The organism is Nonomuraea sp. B208 (assembly GCF_057536035.1).
In genome coordinates this window covers 244,196-265,007 of record NZ_BAAJOU010000010.1, presented here as the reverse complement: position 1 = coordinate 265,007, position 20,812 = coordinate 244,196, and the positions used below count along the sequence as shown (strand labels likewise).

The following is a 20,812-nucleotide window of genomic DNA, read 5'->3' as shown; positions in this document are numbered from 1 at the left end:
TTGGTGGAGAGAAAGATCGTCGATCTCGGCGTCGAGGTCGGTCTGATCTGGTCCAAGAACTTCCCCGGCAAGCTGGTCAGACAACGCGAGCGGCATCCGCTCCTGCCAGGGCTGGAAGGGATCCGCCACGACCTGTGGTCGGCCGGATCGCAGAACCTCATTCCCGCTCGTGTGGAACGCGGCTGGGAGGGCCGGGACGACTTCCTCAAGATCTATGTCGACGGCCGGTACGCGCTCATGCTCTTCCCCACCAAGGACTCGCGTGGCTACTGGATCGGTGGGATCCATCCGATGCACTTCAGCGACCACGACCAGATTGTGCGCGGCGGCCTGCTGCTGCGCGCCGGGCGATGGCGGGTCTTCGACCACCCCTCCCAGCTGCAGCACTCCTCCGGCTGGCCAGCAATCCAGACCACCTGGGCCACCGGCTTCACCTCGCCGCCCGGCCAGGAGCCAACGCCCACAGTACGGGCCTCCCACACCGCGTTCCTCAACCAACTCGGCACACTGGTAGATCAGGGACGCCGGATCGAGGCCTCGGCTGGAGACGCCAGCCGACTCGTTCCGTACCACCGCGTCACCCCAGTGGCGGCGACCCGCCGCTCCGCGCGGTCGGTGCACGCCTTCCAGCTCATCGACGCCAACCGTCTAACGGCCGGCACCCGCGTGCACATTGACGGCGAGCCCGACCTACGCGGCCGGATCGAGCGGATCGACGAGGGCGTGGCCACAGTAAGGTTCGAACGGCCCGTCGACTTCGGCCGGATCCCTGAGAGCGGTGCCTTCGCTGAATCACCCAACCTGATCGCCTACGACAAGCAGCGGGCGGCCATCGAAATTCTTCGGGAGGGCCGCACCCGCAATCCTCAGCTCCTGACCACGCTGGCCGACCACCGCTTTCAGCCCTTCGCCCCCGTCCTTGGGCGCCGTCCCCGGGAGCGTCTGGACGCCAGCCAGCTGAGTGCCTTTCACAAGGCTCTGGCCGTTCCCGACCTCGCTCTCATCCAGGGCCCGCCCGGCACCGGCAAGACGCACACCATCCGCCAGGTCGTTCTCGCCTGCGCCGATGAGCAGCGCAAGGTCCTCATCTCGTCCTACACCAACCGAGCGGTGGACAACGTGCTCCAGGACCTGCCGGAAGACCTGCTGGTCCTGCGGATCGGCCGGGAAGACGGCGTTACCCCGGGCTGCGAGCACCTGATGCTTGAGGCGCGGGCGGTCGAGCTCCAGCGGCGCATCGCCGAGCGGACGGAGCTTGTTCTCGCGCGCTATGCAGCGGCGGCTTCGGATGGTCCGGCGGACGCCTTGTACCGGCAGCTCGCCCAAGACCTGGGGCGTCTGAAGGAGACTGATGCGGATGTCCAGCGAAGCGCCGCTGTCCTGGCTGAGCGTGAAGATTCCGTGACCGCCGACCTCCGAGAGCGGACGGCCGCCTTGGACCATGAGGAGCGCCGCCACGAAGAGCTGCTCGCCGAACATGTCCATGCCCTCGACCGGCTAGAACGCGCGCTGGACAGTGCCCGGAAGGCCGCCGGCCTCCCGCTGGTCGGCCGGTTCTTCCGGCGGCGGCTCATCCGTCTCGAAGAGAAGCGATCCGGGACGGCGGCCGAGTCCGAGGACATCCGCCGGACTTCGGGCCTGATCGCGCAGGACCGGGCACGGCTGGCGGTCGAGCTCGACCAGGTCCGTGCCACGCATCCCGACCTCGTGGCCGCCCGACGGACTCACGAACGCGACCTGGCCAGGCGACGAGCCGGCGCAGAACGAGCCGCGAAGGTCGCCACGTCTCTGCGCGGACTGCTCGACGGCGAGACGCCCGAGATCAGCGCCGACCCGGCGAGGCTGGCCGCATTCCTGCGCGCCGCAGGCTCGGCACTCGGGCGGATGCGCAGCCGGTTCGATCTCTTGATCTCCTGGCGAGCACAACTCGAACGGCGTACTGAGCAGTTGTACGGCGAGCTCGTCAGATACGCAGACGTGATCGGCGCGACCTGCATCGGCACCGCGACGAGCGAGCATCTCGACGACGTCGACTTCGACGTGGCCATCGTCGATGAGGCCGGCCAGATCGGCACGGCTGATTTGCTTGTTCCGTTGGTCAGGGCACGCAGGGCGGTCCTCGTCGGGGACCACGTGCAGCTGCCGCCGCTGCCGGACCAACGGCTCGTCGCCTGGGCCGAGAAGGAGCATCCCGGCGATTCCGAGCTGGTCCGGCTCATCACTGACAGCGCCTTCGAGCTGTTGTTCCCCGTGACGCCTCCGGAGAACAAGGAGCTGCTCCGTTACCAGCGCCGAATGCCCGAGAGCCTGGCCCGCTTCATCTCCCGCCACTTCTACGACGGTCTCCTGGAAACCGACGTGTGGAGAGTCCACCACGACGACCTGTTCGCCGCTCCCGTGGCGTTCGTCGACACCGCGGAACTCCCGGAGCGTGCGCGGCGCGACCGCAGACCCCGCGCGGACGAGCCATGGCCCAAGGACAGCCGGCTCAACGAGTGTGAGGCCAGGCTGCTGACACTCCTAGCCACCCACTATCACGCGCAGTCTGATGACTGGGCGGTAATTCTCCCCTACGCGGCTCAGATCGGCTTGGTCACCTCCCTGCTCACCCGGCGCATCGGTGACGAAAGCGTCGTCGCTCGCCGGGTGGCGACGGTCGACTCCTTCCAGGGCGGCCAGCACGACACCATCCTCTTCGGGTTCACGCTCAGCAACCCGTACCGCAATGTCGGCTTCCTCAGCGAGGTACGCCGCTCCAACGTGGCCTTCTCCCGGGCCAAGCAGCGGCTGATCCTCGTCGGCGACCTCATGACCCTCCTCAACGCCACCAACTCCGGCTTCCGGGACCTGGCACACGCACTGCACGATCACGTACGAACCTCCGGCGACCTGCGCGGCTATCGCGACATCATGCGACGCCTCGGGGAGAACCCATGAGCAGCACGTCAACTGACACGATCCTCTACGCCCAGGCCCGCGCCTTGGAGCACGCCGCCGACCTGCCCGGAACCCGGCCCGTGCGGATCCACGCGCTCGCCTTTCCCCTGCACGCCGCGGAGCTCTCCGCGACCATCGAAGAACGTAGCCCGTTCGACCTCCTCGATCGCTATGTCGGCCTCGCCATCGCCGAAGGCGGGTTCACCCGCCTCCAGGACATCGCCGCGTTCCTGGGCGTCTCCGAGCACATGGTCGACCGGGTCCTGCGCTTCCTGGGCGGCATCGGCCATCTGCAAGGCAGCGCCGACGCCCTCTCCCTGACCGAGCGCGGCCTGCGGTCGGTGCGCGACGACCGCCGCTATACCGAGAAGCAGGAGCGGCTGCGCCTGTATTTCGACGGCGTGCGATGCGGACCGCTTCGCACCGCCCATTACGCTCATGGCGTGCGGATTCTCGATCGGGACGCCGCGTACGCACAGCGGGCCTTCCGCCTCCTCCCCGAGGCCTGCGGATTCCGCCCCAGCGCCGTCGCAGAAGTTGCCCGACGTCCCGACAGAGGCGAGTACGACTTGCCTGATGAACTGCTCAACCTTGAGGTTCTGGAGGTGAGCCGGGCATTCCTACCCTGCTACGCCGTCAGGGCACACGACGGCCGGCGGCTCAGGACACTCATCTACTCCGGTGTCGCCGAACTGCGTGACCACCACCTGGAAGAGATCCTCAATTCCTGGCCGACGGCCACGCACGTGATGGAGAGCGCCGACTCCGAGCAGCCACGCGACCATTTCGCGGAGTGGATGCGTGAACGAAAAATCACCCCACAGGCACTCTCCTGGGTCGACCACTACGGCTTCCGGCTCGTCCTTCCGCCCTCCCGCTATTTGCAGCACACGATCGAGGCAAGGGAAAAAGGCACCTTCGCACTCACGATGCTCGGCTCGTATGTGGCTCCACGGAGCCACGTCCTCCAGCTGTGGTGCGACGACGCCCCTACTCGGACCAAGGCCGTCCTCAACCGGGCCCTGGCCTACGCGACAGCGACCCGCCGCAACGTTCAAGAGGTAATGGCGTTCCTCGAACGCGTCTGCCGCCAGCTCGAACCGGATGCCGACGTCACTCTCGACGACCTGCAGATGCACGCCCGTAAGACCGGATACGGCGCTCTGGATTTCAAAGAATGAAAGTCGGTCCGGATGCCGCTATCAGAAGGGACAGCGTGTTCATCACAGTGACGCTCAGTGAAGTTGACTTTCGGTCAGCTCTACTGGTTCGTCGACGCTGCGCGAGCCAGCGGCATAGACCCGTCTTCTCCGGTAGGTTACGAATGGGATGATTACGATGACTATGACCCGCACATCACAGGCTTGATAGCACACATCAGTCCGAGCATTCACGCCCAACCGATAGAACCGCTCACTCTTTAACAGAAGCGCGATCCCGCCAAGACACTAAATTCCATTATTCATGCTGGTGGTGACGCCGCGCTCCAGCCCCGCTGGCACCATCTATAGATGACGGTCGCAGTGCTCGGCACGTGCTCAAATTCGTACGCCCCTCTATGTTGCCCCCGCGAGGTGTCCGCCTCGGTCGAAGTCGTTGCTGGTTTCCAACTGTCATCCCTTGCCCTGTCCGCGTGGGGCAAATCAGACGGACGGCGCCGTAAGCGACGCGCTTTCAGGACGCCGCGGCGGTTCTGATGTGATCGGCCAGTGGCGACAGCGACGACAGCGACAGTTCCCGATGCTTCCATGCCTGCCTGAGGTCCTCGGGGGTGTAGCGGGGAAGCAGGTGAAGGTGGAAGTGAAACACGGTCTGCCACGCCGTAGGGCCGGTGGCGTGCCAGATGTTCATCCCGCCCGGTTCCAGCGCGCGCCGCAGCAGAGCGGCGGTGTGCACAGCACCCCGCATCAGCAGGCCCGCGCGGTCCGGACCGATGTCGGTCAGGTCGCGACAGTGCTCGCGGGGGACGACCAAGGTGTGACCGCGAGTCGCCTGCGAGATGTCAAGGAAGGCGACCACATGCTCGTCGGAGTAGACGATCTCCGCAGGGATCTCTCCAGCTACGATGCCGCAGAATGTACAGGTCCCGGTCATGCGCCGCCTCTCCTCCACTTGATCGAACCAGAGCGTAGCAACGCCGGATCAGGCTTGGGAGAGCGGGACGCGTCCAGAGCCTCACTGCGACCCGTGCCGTCGAGCGCTGGTCGGAAGCCGCGACTTCACCGCTGAGCGGCCGGGCATCAAGCTGGTCGGCGACATCACCTATGTCCGCACTTGGGAGGGCTTCCTCTACCTGGCCACGGTGATCGACTGCCCCAGCAAGGCGGTGCTGGGCTGGGCGATGACCGACCCTTATCGCGCCGAACTGGTCAAGGAGGATCCGGATGGCCGCCGGCACCGGTCTGCTCCAGCCAGGCGCCGTGTCCCATACCGACCGCGGCTCGAACCGTTCTCCTTTCGCAGGTGACGCGCGACACTTCGGTTGCGGGGCGCGGCCATCAGGAGCACGACGACGACCGCTTCAGCGGCGGCGACGAGCGGTTCGGGACGTGGCCGAGCCGGCCGTACGACTGGGGATCGATAAGGCGGTGAACACCTGTCCCGGACGCCGCCCCCGTCTACCTGCTCGTCGACGGGAAGCTCACCACCCGTCAGACTACGCACACCCCAGCCCCCGAATAGGTCCAGCGCATCCGGCAGGTGTGCTTAGCCCTCAAGCGCCAAAGCTCGCGTCCCAGCGGAACCATACAAGCGCCCGCTACGCGTCCTGACGCGGAACGACCCGGGTGCGTTTGACTACCAACCAGAATCACTCCAGTCTTCTTTCCGCACCTGCCGGGGCTGATCACCGGCCGAGGAACGCGGTCACCATCGGCAGCACCAGGTCGGGCCGGATGACCTGCAGGTGCTTCGTGCCCGGCAGGATCGCCAGTTGCGCGTTCGGCAGCAGTTGCTTCATCTCGACCGCGTGCTCGAGCCGGACGAAGTCGGTGTCGCCGACGATGATCAAGACCGGCATCGTCAGTCGGCCCAGCTGTTCGTCGCTCCACCCGTCGAGATCATGTACGAATGGCCCGATCTTCGCCACGAACGGGAAGAATTCCTCGGGATTCGGCGCCACCTCCTCGTAGGCGCGTTGCATCGCCTCGGACTCCGCCGCGGTCGGCATCCGAGGCGAATCCAGCTCCAACGCCGTGATTTCGGGGTAATACGCCTCGCCCCGGGTCGCCCCGAAATGCGAGGCCGCCAGCACGACCCGGCCGACCCGATCCGGGACCGAGACGGCGACCTCGGTGGAGACCAGCCCGCCCAAGCTGTAGCCGAACAAGTCGGCCCGCTCGACGCCGAGGTGATCGAGCAGCGCGATCACGTCCTCGGCGCATTGCCGGATGGAGAACGGCCGGTCGCTGTCGGCGGTGTGCCCATGCCCCTGCAGCTCGATACCGATCACCTTTCGCTCGGCGGTCAACGCCGGCAGCAGCGAGTCGAAGCTCAGATGGAACGTATACGCGCCACCGTGCAACATGACGAGCGGCGGACCGGAGTGATCAGCGCCCATGATCTCGTAGTAGAGGTCGATGCCGTTCACCGAGGCGTATGCACCCTGAGTCATGTCGATTCCCCTTATCCCTGTCTATCGGCTCGGCACATAGGTCAGCACGACTGTGCCGTTACCGAGCTCAGTTACTTCTGTCAGGTCCATGGCGGTAGTCCGGATGCCGGACAGCAGTGACTCCCCGGATCCAGCGACGCAGGGGGGAGATACTCAGATGCAGTTCGTCGAGTAGACCTGCCTCGACCAGCGCCCGACTGAACGGGCCGTTGCCATGTTTCAACAATCTGCCGTCGCCAGCCTCCTTGAGCCGGGCGACCGCCTCCACCGCATCGTCAGCCAACACCCGCGCGTTCCACGTGGTCTCGGTCAGCGTGGTGGAGGCGACGTGCTTGGGCAGAGAGTCGATCTTGTCCGCGACGTCGCCGGTCATGGTCGGCCAGCTTTGGGCAAATCCCTCATAGGTCGCCCGGCCGAGCACGAGACCGATCGCCGAGGACAGCAGCGGGAGCCGATAGGCGAAGTGGTTATCGTCGGGGACGACCTTCATCTGCCCGGCCCACCAGGCGTCGCCAGACATTCTCCCATCGATCGAGAGGTGGTTGTATTCGATCAGTTTTCGCACGCCGGGAGTCAACCACAGGCTGATCGGTCCGTCTTGTATCGAACCGAAGCCGTATCACCACGCCAGAAACGGGGTACCGGACCTTAACTCGCCAGGGGTGTGACCGGTCGCCCACCGCATCGCCCGTGCGAGCTGCGACTGATCGTAATAGCCGCCGGCGGTGACCACGTCGGCGATCGATCTCCCCACAGCGAGAAGTTGCGCGGCGTGCCGTGCCTGCTCGATGCTGGCGAGCTTGCGGTGCGAGATCCCGACAGCCCGGCGGAACCGGATCTGCGCGATCCGTTCCGACATGCCGTGCGGCCGCTCGCCGTGCCGGATCTCGTCAACGAGCGGATCAAAGAACAACAAACGCGCACGCGCAAGCCGGTCGACGAAGACGTCAATGTTCTGCTCGGTCGGCATCTCCCAGTCCCGGTTGCCCAACACGATCCGGCCACCCGGCAGGGTCGGCAACAACGCATCCCTGAGGTCGGTCAGACCTGAGGGCGGGTGCAGCGGCAGACAAGTACCAAGCCGCAACTCCACGCCGAAAAACTCCCAGCCCTCCAGGCAAGTCAGCGAGGTGCCCCTTATCTCCGGTCCGCGCACGTGCACTGTCCATCCGTCATGGCCCCGCGCAAATGCGATCATGGACGAGGTTTTGGCCACCGAAGTGAAATCGATCGTGGCGTCACAACTCGCCGACCACACCCGTTGCACCAACGGGAGTTCGCCGGTCACATCGTTGAAAATTAGCCCCACACGCTGTGAATATAGACTAGTCCAGATCTATCTTCGTGATCCCTACACCCGATGATTTTCGACGAGAGTCGAAATCCTGCTGGCCCGGCTCCGCATCTCGCACCCGAAGCTCGATTTGGTCGGTGCGGCAGCGCCCACGGCCGGGACGCTCGTAACTTAGGTCCGCCGCTTTCTGCGTCTCATTCTGACGAGAATGGCCGAACTGCGAAGGTCAGCGCGTGCCCGGCATCGCCTACCGGCACCCCTCGGCGGCCGGCGTCGGGCGCAGGGCGTCCGTCCGCAGTGGCAACGGTCCTCCCGGTTGACCGGATGGGCGTCGGCTGGGGGTACCTGCGCGGGCCCCTGGTGAGGACGTCGTGCAACATCAGCGGCTACACAGGTTGACTTCGTAGGGTCGGTCATGGCTTTGCCGGGGTATCCAGGGTGAGCCCGGTCTGGGTCCGACAGCCGGTGAGCAGGTGGGGCCGGTACTGGATCTTCTTCAGCTTGCGTTTGACGATCCGGACGAGCCCGGGCAGGTCGGTGACGGCGAAGTTGGCCAGGGCCCGGCGGAGCAGCGACCAGTTGCCCTCGGCGGGATTGAGTCCAGGAGCGTAGGAGGGGAGCTGGACGATGCGTAACCAGTCGGCGTTCGCGGTGGCAAAGTCGGCGAGTTGGCCGGCCAGGTGCACATTCAGATTGTCCCAGCACCACACCAATGGCGCGCCCAGGTGCTGGTGGATGGCCACGATCAGGTCCCGGTAGTCCATCCAGAAGAAGGTCTTGGGCTCGCCCTTGCGGCCGTGGTAGACGTGCAGGCGGTAGAACAGGTACGGCCGCTCGCCGTCGCGGTAGCAGACGACGCCGGCCACGTTGACCCCGTCCGAGCCTCTGCCCCTGACCGTCACTACCGGCCGAGCGCTGACCGGCGGCCGGGTGCGTCCTAATGAGTGCTGGGAGTAAGCCATCCGGCAGACTCCATGAGGCTTTTCCAACCTGATCGCGCTGGTCAGCAGGGGGCGGCGCCGGCACGGGTTGGCATGAGAAGAGGCTCCCGGTAAGACAGCAGTCGACCAAGATCCGATGCCTCTACCGGAGAGCCTCGTTGCTGTCTTACCGTGCCTCGATTCCGCTGTCCAATCGCACCCTGATCCGCCTGGCCGAGCTGATCCGTGTCCGACGTGCCGAGCGCCGCTGCCGATGGCGGCGCCTGGACCCGTCCCGGCAAGCCCTGCTGGTCCTGGCCCACTTGCGTAACGGTGACACCTACGCCCGGCTGGCCGCCGGCTTCCACGTCGGCACCAGCACCGCCTGGCGCTACGTCCGCGAGGCGACCGACCTGCTCGCCTTGCTCGCCGACGACGTCCACGCCGCCGTCTTACGCGCCGGCCGACTGGCCTACACCATCCTGGACGGCACCCTGATCCCGATCGACCGGCTGGCCGACGAACGGCCGTACTACTCCGGTAAACACCGGCGCCACGGCGTGAACGTGCAGGTCTTGGCCGATCCAGTCGGCCGGCTGGTCTGGGCCTCACCCGCGTTGCCCGGTGCCACGCACGACCTGACCGCCGCCCGCGCCACCGGCCTGATCGACGCGCTCACCGCCGCAAGGGTGAAGACCTTCGCCGACAAGGGATATCAGGGCGCGGGCGGCAGCATCCGCACGCCGTTCAAAGGCCATCGGCTGCGGCCTCCGCTGTCGCGTCATCAGCGCTCGGTCAACCGCGCACATGCCCGCATCCGTGCTTGCGGGGAACGCGCCGTTGCCACCTTGAAGACCTGGAAGGTCCTGACCCGGCTGCGCTGCTGCCCGCACCGCGCCACCATGATCGTGCAGGCCATCCTCGTCATGCAGCTCATCGAAGAAGGCCGCTACTCAGGATGAAAAGGGCTCCATGGTGGATAGTGGCCGCCGGCAGGTGAGCACTCTGGCGTCCTGGACATCGAGTCCTGGCGAAAGACCGTGCCCCTGCCGGCGGGTCGGGAGAGTTGATCGCTGATGGGATGTCGTGCCCGTCCTCACGTGGCGTGAGCACTGCTTCATCAGGTCGCCGCTGGCTCTCCCGCAGGCTGCTGACCAGCGGAAACGACGACATCGGCGGGAGACCGAGGAACTTGCCGGTGCCCGCCTGCCAGACGCGCACGGGCGGGCGGCTGGGAAGGCACCACCGCCGCGATATCTTCAACGCGATCAGGTACGTGACCGACAACGCCTGCAAGTGGAGGGCCTTGCCAGCGGACTTCCGCCTTACCAGACCATGTTCGGCTTCTTCAGCCGTTGGACCAGGGCCGGGGTCTTCAACCACGTCCGGGATGAGCTTCGCCGCGCCATCCGGTTGCGCGCCGGGCGCTGTCCCCACCCGGTCGCCGGCGTCATCGATTCCCAGTGGGTGCGTGCCGCGGCCACCGTCGCCGGCCGCTCCCGCTCCTACGACGCTGGGAAGAAGGTGCCGGGAAGCGTCACCTGGTCGTGGACACCTTCGGCCTGCTCATGATTGTCATGGTCACGGCCGCCGGGCAGCCCGACTGCGACGCCGCACTGGAACTACTGGTCCGGCTGCGGATGCTGCATCCGCAGTTCACCCTCGTCTGGGCGACAGCGCCTACGCCGGCCCGCTGGTGGAGTGGGCCCGCCGTTTCCTACGCCTCACCTTGAAGACCGTGACTGAACGGCCTGGTCACACCGGGTTCAAAGTGCTCGCGCGTCGGTAGATCGCGGACAAATCCCTGCCCTGGCTGGTAAACGCTCGTCGCAACGTCGTCGGCTTGGAACGCAAGCCGTCGCACAGTGAAGCCCATCTGACCGTCGCCGCGATCACGCTCATGACCAGGCGACTGACCAGGGAGAGGCCGTCGGCATGGGTCCGCGAGCCAGCGCACCGCAGGCCGCCTGAAATGCCCGAACCATCCGGGGGAGTCCTGGCCGAGGGCATGGACTCCCCCTGCGGACCTTGCTTACTCCAGGACGAAGAGCGCCCAGTTTTGATGTGAGCTGATGCAATGGTGCCTGCACGTGTAGTCCTTGACCACGCCGTGCTGCTTCAGGATGGAGCCCTCCACAGTGCAGCCGGCCTCGGTCATGGTTGCCGGTAGGATTCGCGCCACACGGGCGGTGCGTAACGCGGAGCGTGGCGCAGTCCCACACCGTGGCCTGCGGCGACGCCGCTCATCTGAGCTGTGTGGCGATTCTCACCAGCGGACCAACACCCCTTCCAACGTCATTCGTAGGGAGTGATCTCGGCGATCGCGGTGGCGCCGCCCATTCCGTTGTCCACGCGCAGTCGCAGGTAGCGGGCTTTGACGCCATTGAGGTGGACGTCGTTCGGCCCGGTGATCCGCGGCCAGGTCACGCTTGCCACCTGCGCCCACCAGGTGCCGTCGGCGCTGACCTCCAGCACACCTTTGAGCGGTGTGCCGGTCATGTTGACGACCGGATTCTGGGCAGCCGAGAAGACGGCGGCCAGCTTGGGCACGAATCGGACCGCGGACAGCGTGCGCTCCTGCCCCATGTCCACCGTGATGAAGTGCGGCTGGGCGGGGCTCACCGTGGGATCGGCCGCGTCGGGGTACCACGAGTGGTAGTAGGTGAACGGGTCGCCGTCGACCGCGAGTCGGGGGTCTCCCACGTACGGCTTGAGCGTGCTGGCCGTGGCGGACAGTTCCGCCGGTGGAATCAGGGTTCCCGCCGGCGGCGCGGGCCAGACCCCGGGCGCGTACTCGGGCTTTTCCGTCACGATGGGACGATTCGGGCCCGGACCGGTTCCGGTGACCAGCACGTCGGCGATGACCGCGCCGTGGTCGGAGTAGAACGGGTATTCCTGGTCCAGGTAGCCGCCCTGGTGGCGGGGCAGGCGGCGCACGTCGGTGCGGGCGCCCAGCACGCGCATTTGCGCCTTGTTGTCACGGAAGAGCAGGTAATCGATGCGAGCGGGGGCGGCGCCGAAGCCGCTCCTCGTGCTCCAGGTGCGGCCCGGATAGAGCCCGGCGTCGGCGTTGATGTAGCGGAAGACGTCGTAGAAACCAGCGTCGACGTACTGCTTGGTGTAGGTCCACGGCACGGTCAGCCCGGCATGTCCGCGGGCCTTGGCGAACTGGCCGGTCCAGTCCCGATACGACCACGCGTTGAAGTCACCGCCCATGATCACGGGGGCGTCGTCCTTGACGTAATACGGCACCACTCTCTGCAAGATCGCCTGGCCCTGCGCGTTACGTTTCGTGTCGTCGTAGGTGAGGATCGTGTTGATCGACGGCGAGATCGGCTTGCCGAACTGGGTGTTCACCACGGCGTGGTGCATGGGGGCGAAGACCGAATCCTCGTGCCGGGACCAGACGGTGAAGGCGTGGATGTGCTTGCCGTTGGGCAGCTGCAGCTTGGCGCCGCCAAAGTGGAAGTCGGTGATCTCCGGCCGTTCGGTGTAGCGCTGGACGACCTTCAGCTTGGTGAAGAGCCAGAGATTGCGGTACTTCGCCTCTTCCGCCACCGTGATCGGGACCGAGCTGTACAGGTCGGTCGTGGCTCGCCCGGCGTTGAGCCCCTGGAGGATGGCGGTCTCCGAGCCGTAGGCCTCCACGACGAAGAAGACGTCGGGATTGACCTCGTTGACGTACTCGATCAACTGCTTCAGGTTCTCACCGGTGTAGTCCTTGCCGTCGAGCGTGCCTCCGCCGAGGAGGTTCCAGGTCATGAGCCGTACCTGGGTGCCCGCCTGTCCCTGGGCGAAGACCGCGTCGCTGGCGTCGAGCTCGAACTCGCCCTGCGGCACCACGAAGGGATGTGACTCCGCCTTGCCATTCGTCGTGTACAGCGTGGCCCGCATCCACACATACCCCAGGGTCCGCTGCCTGATGGCCATCCTGATCTCGTGAACCTGACCGGCCACCGCCGGTCCGTTCGCCAGGATCGTGCAGAGCTTTCCCACCTGCTCCGGGCCCGGCGTAGTCAGGGTCTTCCCGTCACAGCGGTAGGAATACACGAAGCTGTCCGCTGACGCCGCAGCCGGTACGGCCCAGGGCAGCAGTAATACGGCTACGGCGATCAGTAGCCGCCTTATCGGTCTCGTCATAGGGATCAAGTATGTCAGTGACAAAGGGAGACGAAATGCCGTTCAGCCCAGGTCTTTCGTGCGCCCAGCGGTACAGGAGACGAAGCCGTGACCGTAATACAGGCCCTTTTCCGGCGGCCCCTGGCCGGACCTGGCGTGCCATTTCCGAGCGTCCAGCCAGCTCCGCATGAAAGGGACGTCATAGGCAGGAGGTTGGCCGTGCATCAGCTCGGTCACATCCTCATCGTCAAGGGCAAGATCGAAGGCGCTGCCTGTTCGCCGGGGATGCCAGCCGCGATCGAGTGCCATGCGTATGGTCGCCATCATCAGCGCCGGCCGTACGGCCATTGTCCGTTCGCCCCACCACGCGTCCGGCCGGGAGCAGGGAAGCGACACCAGCAGCAGGACGCGGCCCGACACGCCGGGCAGTTCCACCGCGAACGTCAACGGACCCAAACTGTTCCCCTGGCAGTAGGTGGGCTTACGACGGAACGCGCCAGCGGGATGTCATGTCGTCAATGGTGAATGAGCCGCGAACCCTTATTTGCAATCGCCATGAACAACCTCCTGCCCTGTTCCGTCATTGTTCCTGGGGTGGCCGAGAACGGCGAGTAACGACCGTAGCCAGGCGTAAGAGCAACCCCTCGTCAAACCCCACAGGGTTTTTGCGAGGTGGCCAGGGAGAGGACCGAAGCTCACCACCACAGCCACGACGCCATTTCCGCCGTCATCCCCCGAGGATGTCGCGGTGCCCCTCGACGGTGACCGCCATCACCAGGTAGATGGGCCGGTTGGCGACATGACCGTCCCGGATCTTGGCTCTGACACCGGAGTCGTGTTCACCCAGCCCGACGGCAGCCGCCTACATCCCCGGCACGTCTCCGACCAGTTCCTCTGGCTGGCCTGTCTGGCCGGCCTGCCACCTATCCGGCTCCACGACCTCCGCCATGGCGCAGCCTCGCTGATGCTGGCAGCCGGGGTGGAAATCAAGGTGGTACAGGAAACCTTGGGACACACCTCCAGCGCGTTCACCGCCGACACCTACACCTCCATCTACCGGCAAGTGGCCAGCGGCTGGCGCCGCACCTGCACATGGCCATCCGGGGCACCCTCCTGCGCGCTGAGATCAAGCAGATAGCCGCAGCCACCTACCATCAGGTCAGGTGGCCACAGGCCGACGAAGTGCGCTTCGACGGTGACCACCTGCCCGTCTGGGACGAGCAGGCCGGCTACCTCGACCCGGCCACCGGCGAGGTCCTGCCCACCTGGGACGAAGCCCTCGACGCCCTGGACGACGACGCCGAACCCCTTCACGTGCTGCGCTTCGGCGAACAGGTGGACGTGCAAGGCGTTCTCGCCGGTACGCCGGACGCCGACCAGTGCATCCGGTATCTGTCCAAGTACCTGACCAAGTCTCTGGGTGACGCTCTCGACGGCGGCCAGGCTCAGCGTGAGCATGCCTCCCGCATGGTGGATGCCCTGCGTTACGAGCCGTGCTCGCCGGCCTGCCCGAACTGGCTGCGTTATGGCATCCAGCCTAAGAACGCCAAGGCGGGGATGGCTCCTGGTCGGTGCCGTTCCAAGGCGCACAAGCCTGAACACCTCGGCTACGCCGGGCGCCGCGTCCTGGTGTCCCGCAAGTGGTCCAACAAGACGCTCGCCGAACACAAGCAGGATCGCCGGACCTGGGTCCTGGAAGCTCTCGGCCAGGCCGACCAGCCCACCGACCCGCACCGCTACATCTGGCGGCCCGTTCCAGCCGGCGACGCCAACGTGCCACCCCTCGCCGTACGGCTCCTGCGCACCGTCGCCGAACGGCAGCGCTGGCGAGCCCACCTCAGAGAGCTGGAGGCCAGAGCAGCCGGTCAAGATCTTTCGGCAACTGAGCAGACCGGGAGGGCGGCACGAGGAGAGACGAACTACTGACCGTCGCCCAGGTCCTCGACGAACTCGGCGGGGTCTCCCGCCGCACCTTCTACCGGTGGCGCGAGATCGGCAAGGCACCGAAGGGCATTCGCCTGCCCAACGGTGAGCTTCGCATCTACCGCAGCGACCTCGAAGCCTGGCTCGAATTCCTCAGGAGCGCGGCATGACTACCTCCTACAAGGTCAAGTTCTGGGATATTCGCACCAACACCAGAGCGGACAAGCCCGGCAAGAAGCCTCGGGTCGTCTCCCATACCGTGCGGCGGACGGTCGGCACCCGTGAGAAGTCGCAGACCTTCAAGATCAAGGGCCTGGCCGAGAGCTTCCAGTCCGACCTGCGGCAGGCGGCTAAGAAGGGCGAAGCCTTCGACGTGGACAGCGGTCTTCCCGCTTCGATGGTCAAGGCCAAGGATGCCCGGACCTGGTACGCCTTTGCCGTCGCGTACGTTCGCACCTGGTGGCCCCATGCGGCCAAGTCCTGCGAGGGCATGACCGACACTCTCGCCACCGTCACCCGCGTTCTGGTCGGCGACGTACCCGGCCGCCCGTCCGACGAGAAGATCCGGCGGGCGCTGCGCGAGTACTCCTTCCTGCCCGAGGACCGTCGGCGGGAGCCAACACCGGAGATCGCCCGCGCTGTCCGCTGGCTGGAAGGTGCTTCGCTCCCCCTGAGCGCTCTGGAGGAGACCAAGCACGCCCGTGCGGCGCTGGAAGCCCTGGGGCTGTGCCTGGACGGCAAGCCTGCGGCGACCTCGACGTATCGCCGCAAGCGGGCCGTCTTCCATCACGCGCTCGAATACGCCGTTGAGCTGGAGGAGCTTTCGGCGAATCCGCTGCACAAGGTCAAGTTCCGCAAGGCCAAGGTGAGCGGCGAGATCGATCGGCGCTCGGTGGTCAGCCCAAGGCAGGCACGTGAACTGCTCACCGCGGTGACCTACGTGGGACGGTCGCGAGGGCCGATGCTGGCCGCCATGTTCGCCTGCATGTACTTCGGCGGGCTTCGCCCGGCAGAGGCGGCGGGACTGCGGCAGAAGGACTGTCAGCTCCCAGAGCAGGGCTGGGGACTGCTGACCTTGGAGAAGACCAGGCCGCAGAGCAACAGGCGATTCACCGACTCGGGGCAGGCTCACGACGAGCGCGGGCTGAAGCATCGGGACGTGAAGCACACGCGTACCGTGCCCGTCCCTCCCGAGCTGGTGGCGATTCTTCGGGATCACATCGCGGCGTTCGGAGTCGGCGAGGACGGCCGGCTCTTCCGTACGCGCACGGGTGGCGTGATCTCGGGCTCGGCGTACGTGAAGGTCTGGCAGGAGGCTTGGACGTATGCCTTCACCCCTGACCAGGTCGCCTCTCCCCTGGCGGGCCAGCCGTACGACCTCCGGCACGCGGCCGTCTCGCTCTGGTTCAACGCGGGCGTCCACGCCCCGGAAGCGGCCGAGAGGGCGAGACACGGTGTGGACGTGATGCTGCGCGTCTACGCCAAGTGCATCGACGGCCAACAGGAGATCGCCAACCAGCGCATCTTGGAAGCGCTCGCGGCGTGACACAGGAGCTACGGCAGGACCCCGGGACACCTCGGGGTCCTTTCGCCGTTCCGGGCCTCGAAACTCCCACGCCGACCTGGGGAAACGTGACTGCGAGCATTCCGCGTATGTTCCGCGAGCAGTGGCACAGGGCTGCTTTCGGGGGCCTCCCGCTGCCTACGGGCCAAGCGGGCCGATCATGCAAAGGACCAGGTCAACCCGCGGATTGCCTGGTCTCGGTTGCGCGCCCTGCAGGATTCGAACCTGCGACCGTCGGATTAGAAGTCCGGTGCTCTATCCAGCTGAGCTAAGGGCGCTCCCGCCTTATTGTGCATGATCCGGCGACTTGTCACGCACATGTTTTGGTTGTGTCAGGGAGGGCGGCGGGTCGGGGCCGGTGGGAGGGGGTGAGCGGAAAGTCCGATCGCGGGCGGAAACTCCAGGCGGGGGCGGGGTGGGAGGGTCTAAGCTGTCGTGGCATGGTCGCGACGGTCCTGCATGAGATTCCCCTGCAGGGCGGGGACGTGACTGACGGCGTGGTGCGGGTCGGTGACACCGTGCGGAGACCGGTCAGTACGTCGACTCCCGCCGTACACGCGCTGCTCCGGCACCTGGAGGCGGCCGGGTTCGCGGGGGCGCCCCGGGTGGTCGGGAGCGGGATCGACGGGTACGGGCGGCAGGTGCTCAGCTATCTGCCCGGCGTCACCGGGGTGCGGGCGGCGAGCGTTCAGGACGAGGCGCTCGGGCGGTTGGGTGGGCTGCTGCGGGACTATCACGATGCGACCCTCGGGTTTCCGCTCCGGATGGAGGGGTGGGAAGGCGGGTCCAACGATGATCGGGCGCCGGAGGTCGTGGGGCACTGCGATCTTTCGCCGGCGAACGTGGTCTTTCGGGCGGACGTGCCGTACGGGATGATCGACTTTGATCTGGCGCGGCCCACCACGCGGTTGTTCGACGTGGTGACGACCTTGCGGCACTGGGCGCCGCTGGCGGATCCGGTCGATCGGCATCCGTTGTTACGCCATGTCGACGTGGGTGAGCGGGTTCGGATCTTCTGCGACGCGTACGGGGTGCCGGCGCGGGAGCGGAGACGGCTGGTCGAGGTCGCACGGGTACGGTTCCAGCGGTCCTACGCGGTCATGCGGAGCCGGGCGGCCGTGGGCGGCGGCTGGGGCCGGATGTGGGCCGAGGGTGCGGGGGAACGCATCCGGCGTGCGGTGGCATGGCTGGATGTGCACGAAGATGAGCTTCATGCCCATTTGGTGTGATCGTGGTGATGGTGAGGGAAACGCGCGTGAGCTTGGGTTGGGGCTTGCGGCTGGGGTGATGCTCGACCGGGTCATCGGGGATCCGCAGAGTGCGGGGCATCCGGTGGCGGTGTTCGGGCGGGTGGCCGGGCGGGTGGAGCGGGTGCTCTATCGGGATTCCAGGGCGGCCGGCGTGCTTCATGTGGCCTTGTGCGTCGGGGGTGCGGTGGCTCTCGGTGCGGTGATGGCACAGGCCGGTCGAGGGCGAATCGCGTCGGTCCTCCGGGTGGGGAGCGTGGCGGGGGCGGCGTGGGCGGTTCTCGGGGGGACGACGCTGGCCCGGGAGGGCCTGCACATGGCCGAGGCGCTGGAGGACGGGGATCTGGAACGGGCCAGGAAGCGGCTGCCCCACCTGTGTGGGCGGGACCCGTCCGGGCTCGGGGCGGAGGAGCTGGCACGGGCGACCGTCGAGTCGCTGGCCGAGAACACCTCCGACGCCGTCGTGGCGCCGCTGTTCTGGGGGGCGGTCGCCGGGGTTCCGGGGCTGCTGGGGTACCGGGCGGTCAACACGCTGGACGCGATGGTCGGGCACAAGTCGGAGCGGTACCTGCGGTTCGGGTGGGCGGCGGCGCGGCTGGACGACGTGGCCAACTACGTTCCGGCGCGGCTGACCGCGCTGCTCACGGTGCTGGCCGGGCCGGATCGGCGGGGGGCGTGGTCGGTGGTGCGGCGGGACGGGCACCGGCATCCCAGCCCGAACGCCGGGCGGTGCGAGGCCGCGTTCGCCGGGGCGCTCGGGGTGACGCTGGGGGGCACCAACGTGTACGGGAGCAGGGTCGAGCATCGGCCGACCATGGGAGACGGGGCGCGGCCTGACGTGGCGGACATCCGGCGGGCGGTGCGGCTGACGCGGGTGGTGAGTACGGGAGCTGCGGTCGGGGCGGTCGTCGGGGCGGCGGTTCTTGAGGTCTGGGGTCGGCGATTGCGGCGCCGCTCGCTCCGGTGCCCCTGAGCGCGGTGACCGGCCGCCAGGGAGGTGAGCGGCCGGCGGAGGAGCGGATCAGTCGGCCGGCCGCGCGCCCCCGCTCGCTCACATCACGCGGTTGAGGTTGAACACCAGCCACACGATGAAGGCCGAGATCACCGTGATCCCGATCATCGCCTTCGCGGCCTGGTGGGCGGAGACCTTTCTGGCGGTGACCTGTCTGGCGCTCTGCTTCCAGACCTGCCGCATGGTGATCATGTTCTGGTAACGACGGCCCAGGGCGAAAAGGGCCACCCCGAGGAGGATGAACAGAATGACGCGACCGTCCGGTGTTCCCATGAAGAACCCCCTGTGACCTCGGTGAACGTGCTGCCCCCGAACCAGGCGAGAACACAGAATACTCGGGCAATAGCGATTTGTAATCAAGATATCGGGTCGAGATCCACAACGATCGGCGCGTGATCGGAAGGACCTTTCCCCTTACGCGCCTCGCGGTCCACATAAGCCGACCTGACCCGGCCGCTCACGTCCCCGCTCGCGTACACGAGATCGATCCGCATCCCCTTGTTCTGGTGGAACATCCCCGCCCGATAGTCCCAGTACGTGAACGGATGCGGCCCCTTCATCGGCGTCGGCACCACGTCGTGCAGCCCGAGCGCGCGCAGGGCGGCGAGCGCGTCGCGTTCGGCGGGGGTGACGTGCGTGGCGCCGACGAACAGGGCCGGGTCCCACACGTCGGCGTCGGTCGGGGCCACGTTGTAGTCGCCGCAGGCCACCAGCGGCCCGGACGGCAGCTCGGCGGCGAGGGCGTCGCGCAGGGCGGCGAACCACTCCAGCTTGTACGCGAAGTGGGGCGAGTCGACGGCGCGGCCGTTGGGCGCGTACAGCGACCAGACGCGCAGCCCGCCACAGGTCGCGCCGATCGCGCGGGCCTCGGGGCGGGCGGCGCCGACGCCGGCGAGCTCGCCGAAGCCTGGCTCGCCGGGGAAGCTGAGCGTCACCTCGTCCAGGCCGACCCTGGACAGGACCGCGACGCCGTTCCACCGGCCGTCGCCGTGGGCCGCGGCGGCGTAGCCCAGCTCGCCCACCTCGGCGACAGGGAACGCCTCCGCGGGGCATTTGGTCTCCTGCAGGCAGAGGACGTCCGGCTCGGTGGCGGCCAGCCAGTCGAGGAGGCGGGGCAGCCGGGCCTTGACGGAGTTGACGTTCCAGGTGGCGAGGCGCATCCTCCTAGCCTGCCACCGGACTACGCCTGCCAACGGAACGCGCGCTCACACGGCTTTCATCAACGCGGCGGACGGCTCGCGGAGCAGACCGCCGACGCCCTGGTCGAGCGCGGCCTTGGCGTGCCGTACGGCGTCGAGCGCGTTGCCGGCCGCGCTCGGCGAGTCCTCGACGACCATGCGCAGCTCCACCTCCAGCGGCGAGCCGCCGAAGCCCTCGCCGTCGAGCCGGATGTAGGCGACCTTGCGGTCCTCAAGGAAGGGCACGTATGAGGCTCCGACGTGCAGCGACCCCGCTCCCGCGCCGGCGGACTTGGTGGCCCGCTTGCTCGCCAGGCGGTCGCCGTCGGTGAGGTTGACGAAGTCCATGTTGCCGCCGCCGAGGAGCTGGTGCCCGCCGGACAGGCGTACGCCGTTGCTGGTGAGCGCGTCCACCAGGGCCCGGTGCAGCAGCGTCGCGCCGAACGAGCTCTTCAGGTCGTCGCCGATGAGCGGCAGCCCGGCCGCGTCGAAGCGGGCGCGCCACTCGGGCGAGCGGGCCAGCACGGCCGGCATGCAGTTGACGAACGCGCACCCGGCCTCGATCGCGGCCTCCGCGTAGAGCTCGGTGGCGCGCTGCGCGCCCGTGGGCAGGAAGTTGAGCACGACGTGGCTGCCGGTCGCGGCGAGATGGGCCGCGACCTGCCCGGCGGTCGCGGCGCCGCGCGGCTCGACGAGGCCGGCCGAGCCGGGGCCGACGCCGTCGGCGAGCACGCCGTCCACGACCGGCACCCCGAGGTGCGGCACGTCGGCGAACCTGCGGGCGTTGTTGGGCGGTGCGAAGACGGCCTCGGACAGGTCGCGGCCGATCTTGGCGGGGTTGACGTCGAAGGCGGCGGTGAAGCGCACCTGGGAGACGGCGTAACCTGCGCACACGGGGTTGGGCAGGCCGGGGGCGTCGCCGTCGCGGTAGTGCTCGACGCCCTGCACGAGCGAGGACGCGCAGTTGCCCACGCCGACGAGGGCGATGTTCACGGTGGACATGTC

Annotated in this window: 20 protein-coding genes, 1 tRNA gene and 1 pseudogene; 11 read left to right on the top strand and 11 right to left on the bottom strand. The window is 67.3% G+C overall.

What is annotated here, in order from left to right; genetic code table 11:
• The first annotated feature begins 3 nt into the window (after window positions 1–3).
• Entirely contained in the window at window positions 4–2,937 is a 2,934-nt protein-coding gene (locus AC27IY_RS06850) for a DEAD/DEAH box helicase (protein WP_487177424.1), read from the top strand.
• Window positions 2,934–4,118, top strand: a complete 1,185-nt coding sequence (locus AC27IY_RS06845; protein ID WP_487177423.1) for a hypothetical protein — start codon at window positions 2,934–2,936, stop codon at window positions 4,116–4,118. Before AC27IY_RS06850 ends, AC27IY_RS06845 begins: the two co-directional genes overlap by 4 nt.
• A gap of 493 nt (window positions 4,119–4,611) precedes the next feature.
• On the opposite strand, the gene AC27IY_RS06840 is transcribed toward AC27IY_RS06845, so the two are convergent.
• Window positions 4,612–5,031 (bottom strand): HIT family protein, encoded by a 420-nt coding sequence (locus AC27IY_RS06840; protein WP_344206747.1) that lies wholly within the window; start codon window positions 5,029–5,031, stop codon window positions 4,612–4,614.
• Window positions 5,032–5,149: 118 nt separating this feature from the next.
• Between AC27IY_RS06840 and AC27IY_RS06835 the strand changes: the two are divergent.
• Window positions 5,150–5,381: pseudogene (locus AC27IY_RS06835) on the top strand (DDE-type integrase/transposase/recombinase); the annotation flags it as partial.
• A gap of 401 nt (window positions 5,382–5,782) precedes the next feature.
• On the opposite strand, the gene AC27IY_RS06830 reads toward AC27IY_RS06835, so the two are convergent.
• From AC27IY_RS06830 to AC27IY_RS06815, 4 genes are all read right to left on the bottom strand, one after another.
• Window positions 5,783–6,526, bottom strand: a complete 744-nt coding sequence (locus AC27IY_RS06830) for an alpha/beta fold hydrolase (protein WP_487177422.1) — start codon at window positions 6,524–6,526, stop codon at window positions 5,783–5,785.
• A gap of 91 nt (window positions 6,527–6,617) precedes the next feature.
• Entirely contained in the window at window positions 6,618–7,115 is a 498-nt protein-coding gene (locus tag AC27IY_RS06825) for a dihydrofolate reductase family protein (RefSeq protein ID WP_487177421.1), read from the bottom strand.
• A 54-nt stretch (window positions 7,116–7,169) separates the two neighbouring features.
• Entirely contained in the window at window positions 7,170–7,838 is a 669-nt protein-coding gene (locus tag AC27IY_RS06820; protein ID WP_487177420.1) for a helix-turn-helix transcriptional regulator, read from the bottom strand.
• Window positions 7,839–8,257: 419 nt separating this feature from the next.
• Entirely contained in the window at window positions 8,258–8,710 is a 453-nt protein-coding gene (locus AC27IY_RS06815; RefSeq protein WP_487177419.1) for a transposase, read from the bottom strand.
• 233 nt (window positions 8,711–8,943) lie between these two features.
• On the opposite strand from AC27IY_RS06815, the gene AC27IY_RS06810 reads away from it, so the two are divergent.
• A complete protein-coding gene (locus AC27IY_RS06810; protein WP_487177418.1) occupies window positions 8,944–9,726 on the top strand; it encodes a transposase family protein in 783 nt (260 codons plus the stop codon).
• Window positions 9,727–10,332: 606 nt separating this feature from the next.
• The gene (locus AC27IY_RS06805) at window positions 10,333–10,497 is read left to right on the top strand and encodes a hypothetical protein (RefSeq protein ID WP_487177417.1); all 165 of its coding nucleotides are present in this window, start codon (window positions 10,333–10,335) and stop codon (window positions 10,495–10,497) included.
• 562 nt (window positions 10,498–11,059) lie between these two features.
• Here AC27IY_RS06805 and AC27IY_RS06800 read toward each other — a convergent pair.
• Window positions 11,060–12,904: an endonuclease/exonuclease/phosphatase family protein gene (locus AC27IY_RS06800; RefSeq protein WP_487177708.1), complete on the bottom strand. Its 1,845-nt coding sequence runs from the start codon at window positions 12,902–12,904 to the stop codon at window positions 11,060–11,062.
• Between the two features lie 42 nt (window positions 12,905–12,946).
• The gene (locus tag AC27IY_RS06795) at window positions 12,947–13,330 is read right to left on the bottom strand and encodes a hypothetical protein (protein ID WP_371248561.1); all 384 of its coding nucleotides are present in this window, start codon (window positions 13,328–13,330) and stop codon (window positions 12,947–12,949) included.
• Window positions 13,331–13,682: 352 nt separating this feature from the next.
• Here AC27IY_RS06795 and AC27IY_RS06790 point away from each other — a divergent pair, with 352 nt between their 5' ends.
• The 4 genes from AC27IY_RS06790 to AC27IY_RS06775 are packed head-to-tail and all read left to right on the top strand — an operon-like array spanning window position 13,683 to window position 16,352.
• Window positions 13,683–14,021, top strand: a complete 339-nt coding sequence (locus tag AC27IY_RS06790) for a tyrosine-type recombinase/integrase (protein ID WP_487177707.1) — start codon at window positions 13,683–13,685, stop codon at window positions 14,019–14,021.
• On the top strand, window positions 13,976–14,809 hold the full coding sequence (locus AC27IY_RS06785; RefSeq protein ID WP_487177416.1) for a replication initiator: 834 nt from the start codon (window positions 13,976–13,978) through the stop codon (window positions 14,807–14,809). Before AC27IY_RS06790 ends, AC27IY_RS06785 begins: the two co-directional genes overlap by 46 nt.
• Window positions 14,806–14,976, top strand: coding sequence for a helix-turn-helix transcriptional regulator (locus AC27IY_RS06780; RefSeq protein WP_487177706.1), 171 nt, complete (start codon window positions 14,806–14,808; stop codon window positions 14,974–14,976). The genes AC27IY_RS06785 and AC27IY_RS06780 overlap by 4 nt, the downstream gene beginning before the upstream one ends.
• Complete coding sequence (locus tag AC27IY_RS06775; RefSeq protein ID WP_487177415.1) at window positions 14,973–16,352, top strand: site-specific integrase; 1,380 nt, start codon at window positions 14,973–14,975, stop codon at window positions 16,350–16,352. Before AC27IY_RS06780 ends, AC27IY_RS06775 begins: the two co-directional genes overlap by 4 nt.
• Window positions 16,353–16,574: 222 nt before the next feature.
• On the opposite strand, the gene AC27IY_RS06770 is transcribed toward AC27IY_RS06775, so the two are convergent.
• A tRNA-Arg gene (locus AC27IY_RS06770) sits at window positions 16,575–16,648 on the bottom strand.
• Window positions 16,649–16,810: 162 nt separating this feature from the next.
• Between AC27IY_RS06770 and AC27IY_RS06765 the strand changes: the two genes are divergently transcribed.
• Complete coding sequence (locus AC27IY_RS06765) at window positions 16,811–17,599, top strand: phosphotransferase (protein WP_487177414.1); 789 nt, start codon at window positions 16,811–16,813, stop codon at window positions 17,597–17,599.
• Window positions 17,562–18,590, top strand: a complete 1,029-nt coding sequence (locus AC27IY_RS06760) for a cobalamin biosynthesis protein (protein WP_487177413.1) — start codon at window positions 17,562–17,564, stop codon at window positions 18,588–18,590. The genes AC27IY_RS06765 and AC27IY_RS06760 overlap by 38 nt, the downstream gene beginning before the upstream one ends.
• 78 nt (window positions 18,591–18,668) lie before the next feature.
• Here the strand turns inward: AC27IY_RS06760 and AC27IY_RS06755 are convergent, their stop codons facing one another.
• From AC27IY_RS06755 to AC27IY_RS06745, 3 genes are all read right to left on the bottom strand, one after another.
• The gene (locus AC27IY_RS06755; RefSeq protein ID WP_423446086.1) at window positions 18,669–18,857 is read right to left on the bottom strand and encodes a hypothetical protein; all 189 of its coding nucleotides are present in this window, start codon (window positions 18,855–18,857) and stop codon (window positions 18,669–18,671) included.
• Between the two features lie 128 nt (window positions 18,858–18,985).
• Window positions 18,986–19,789, bottom strand: coding sequence for an exodeoxyribonuclease III (locus tag AC27IY_RS06750; RefSeq protein WP_487177412.1), 804 nt, complete (start codon window positions 19,787–19,789; stop codon window positions 18,986–18,988).
• Between the two features lie 45 nt (window positions 19,790–19,834).
• Window positions 19,835–20,809 (bottom strand): inositol-3-phosphate synthase, encoded by a 975-nt coding sequence (locus AC27IY_RS06745; protein WP_487177411.1) that lies wholly within the window; start codon window positions 20,807–20,809, stop codon window positions 19,835–19,837.
• Between the last annotated feature and the right edge of the window lie 3 nt (window positions 20,810–20,812).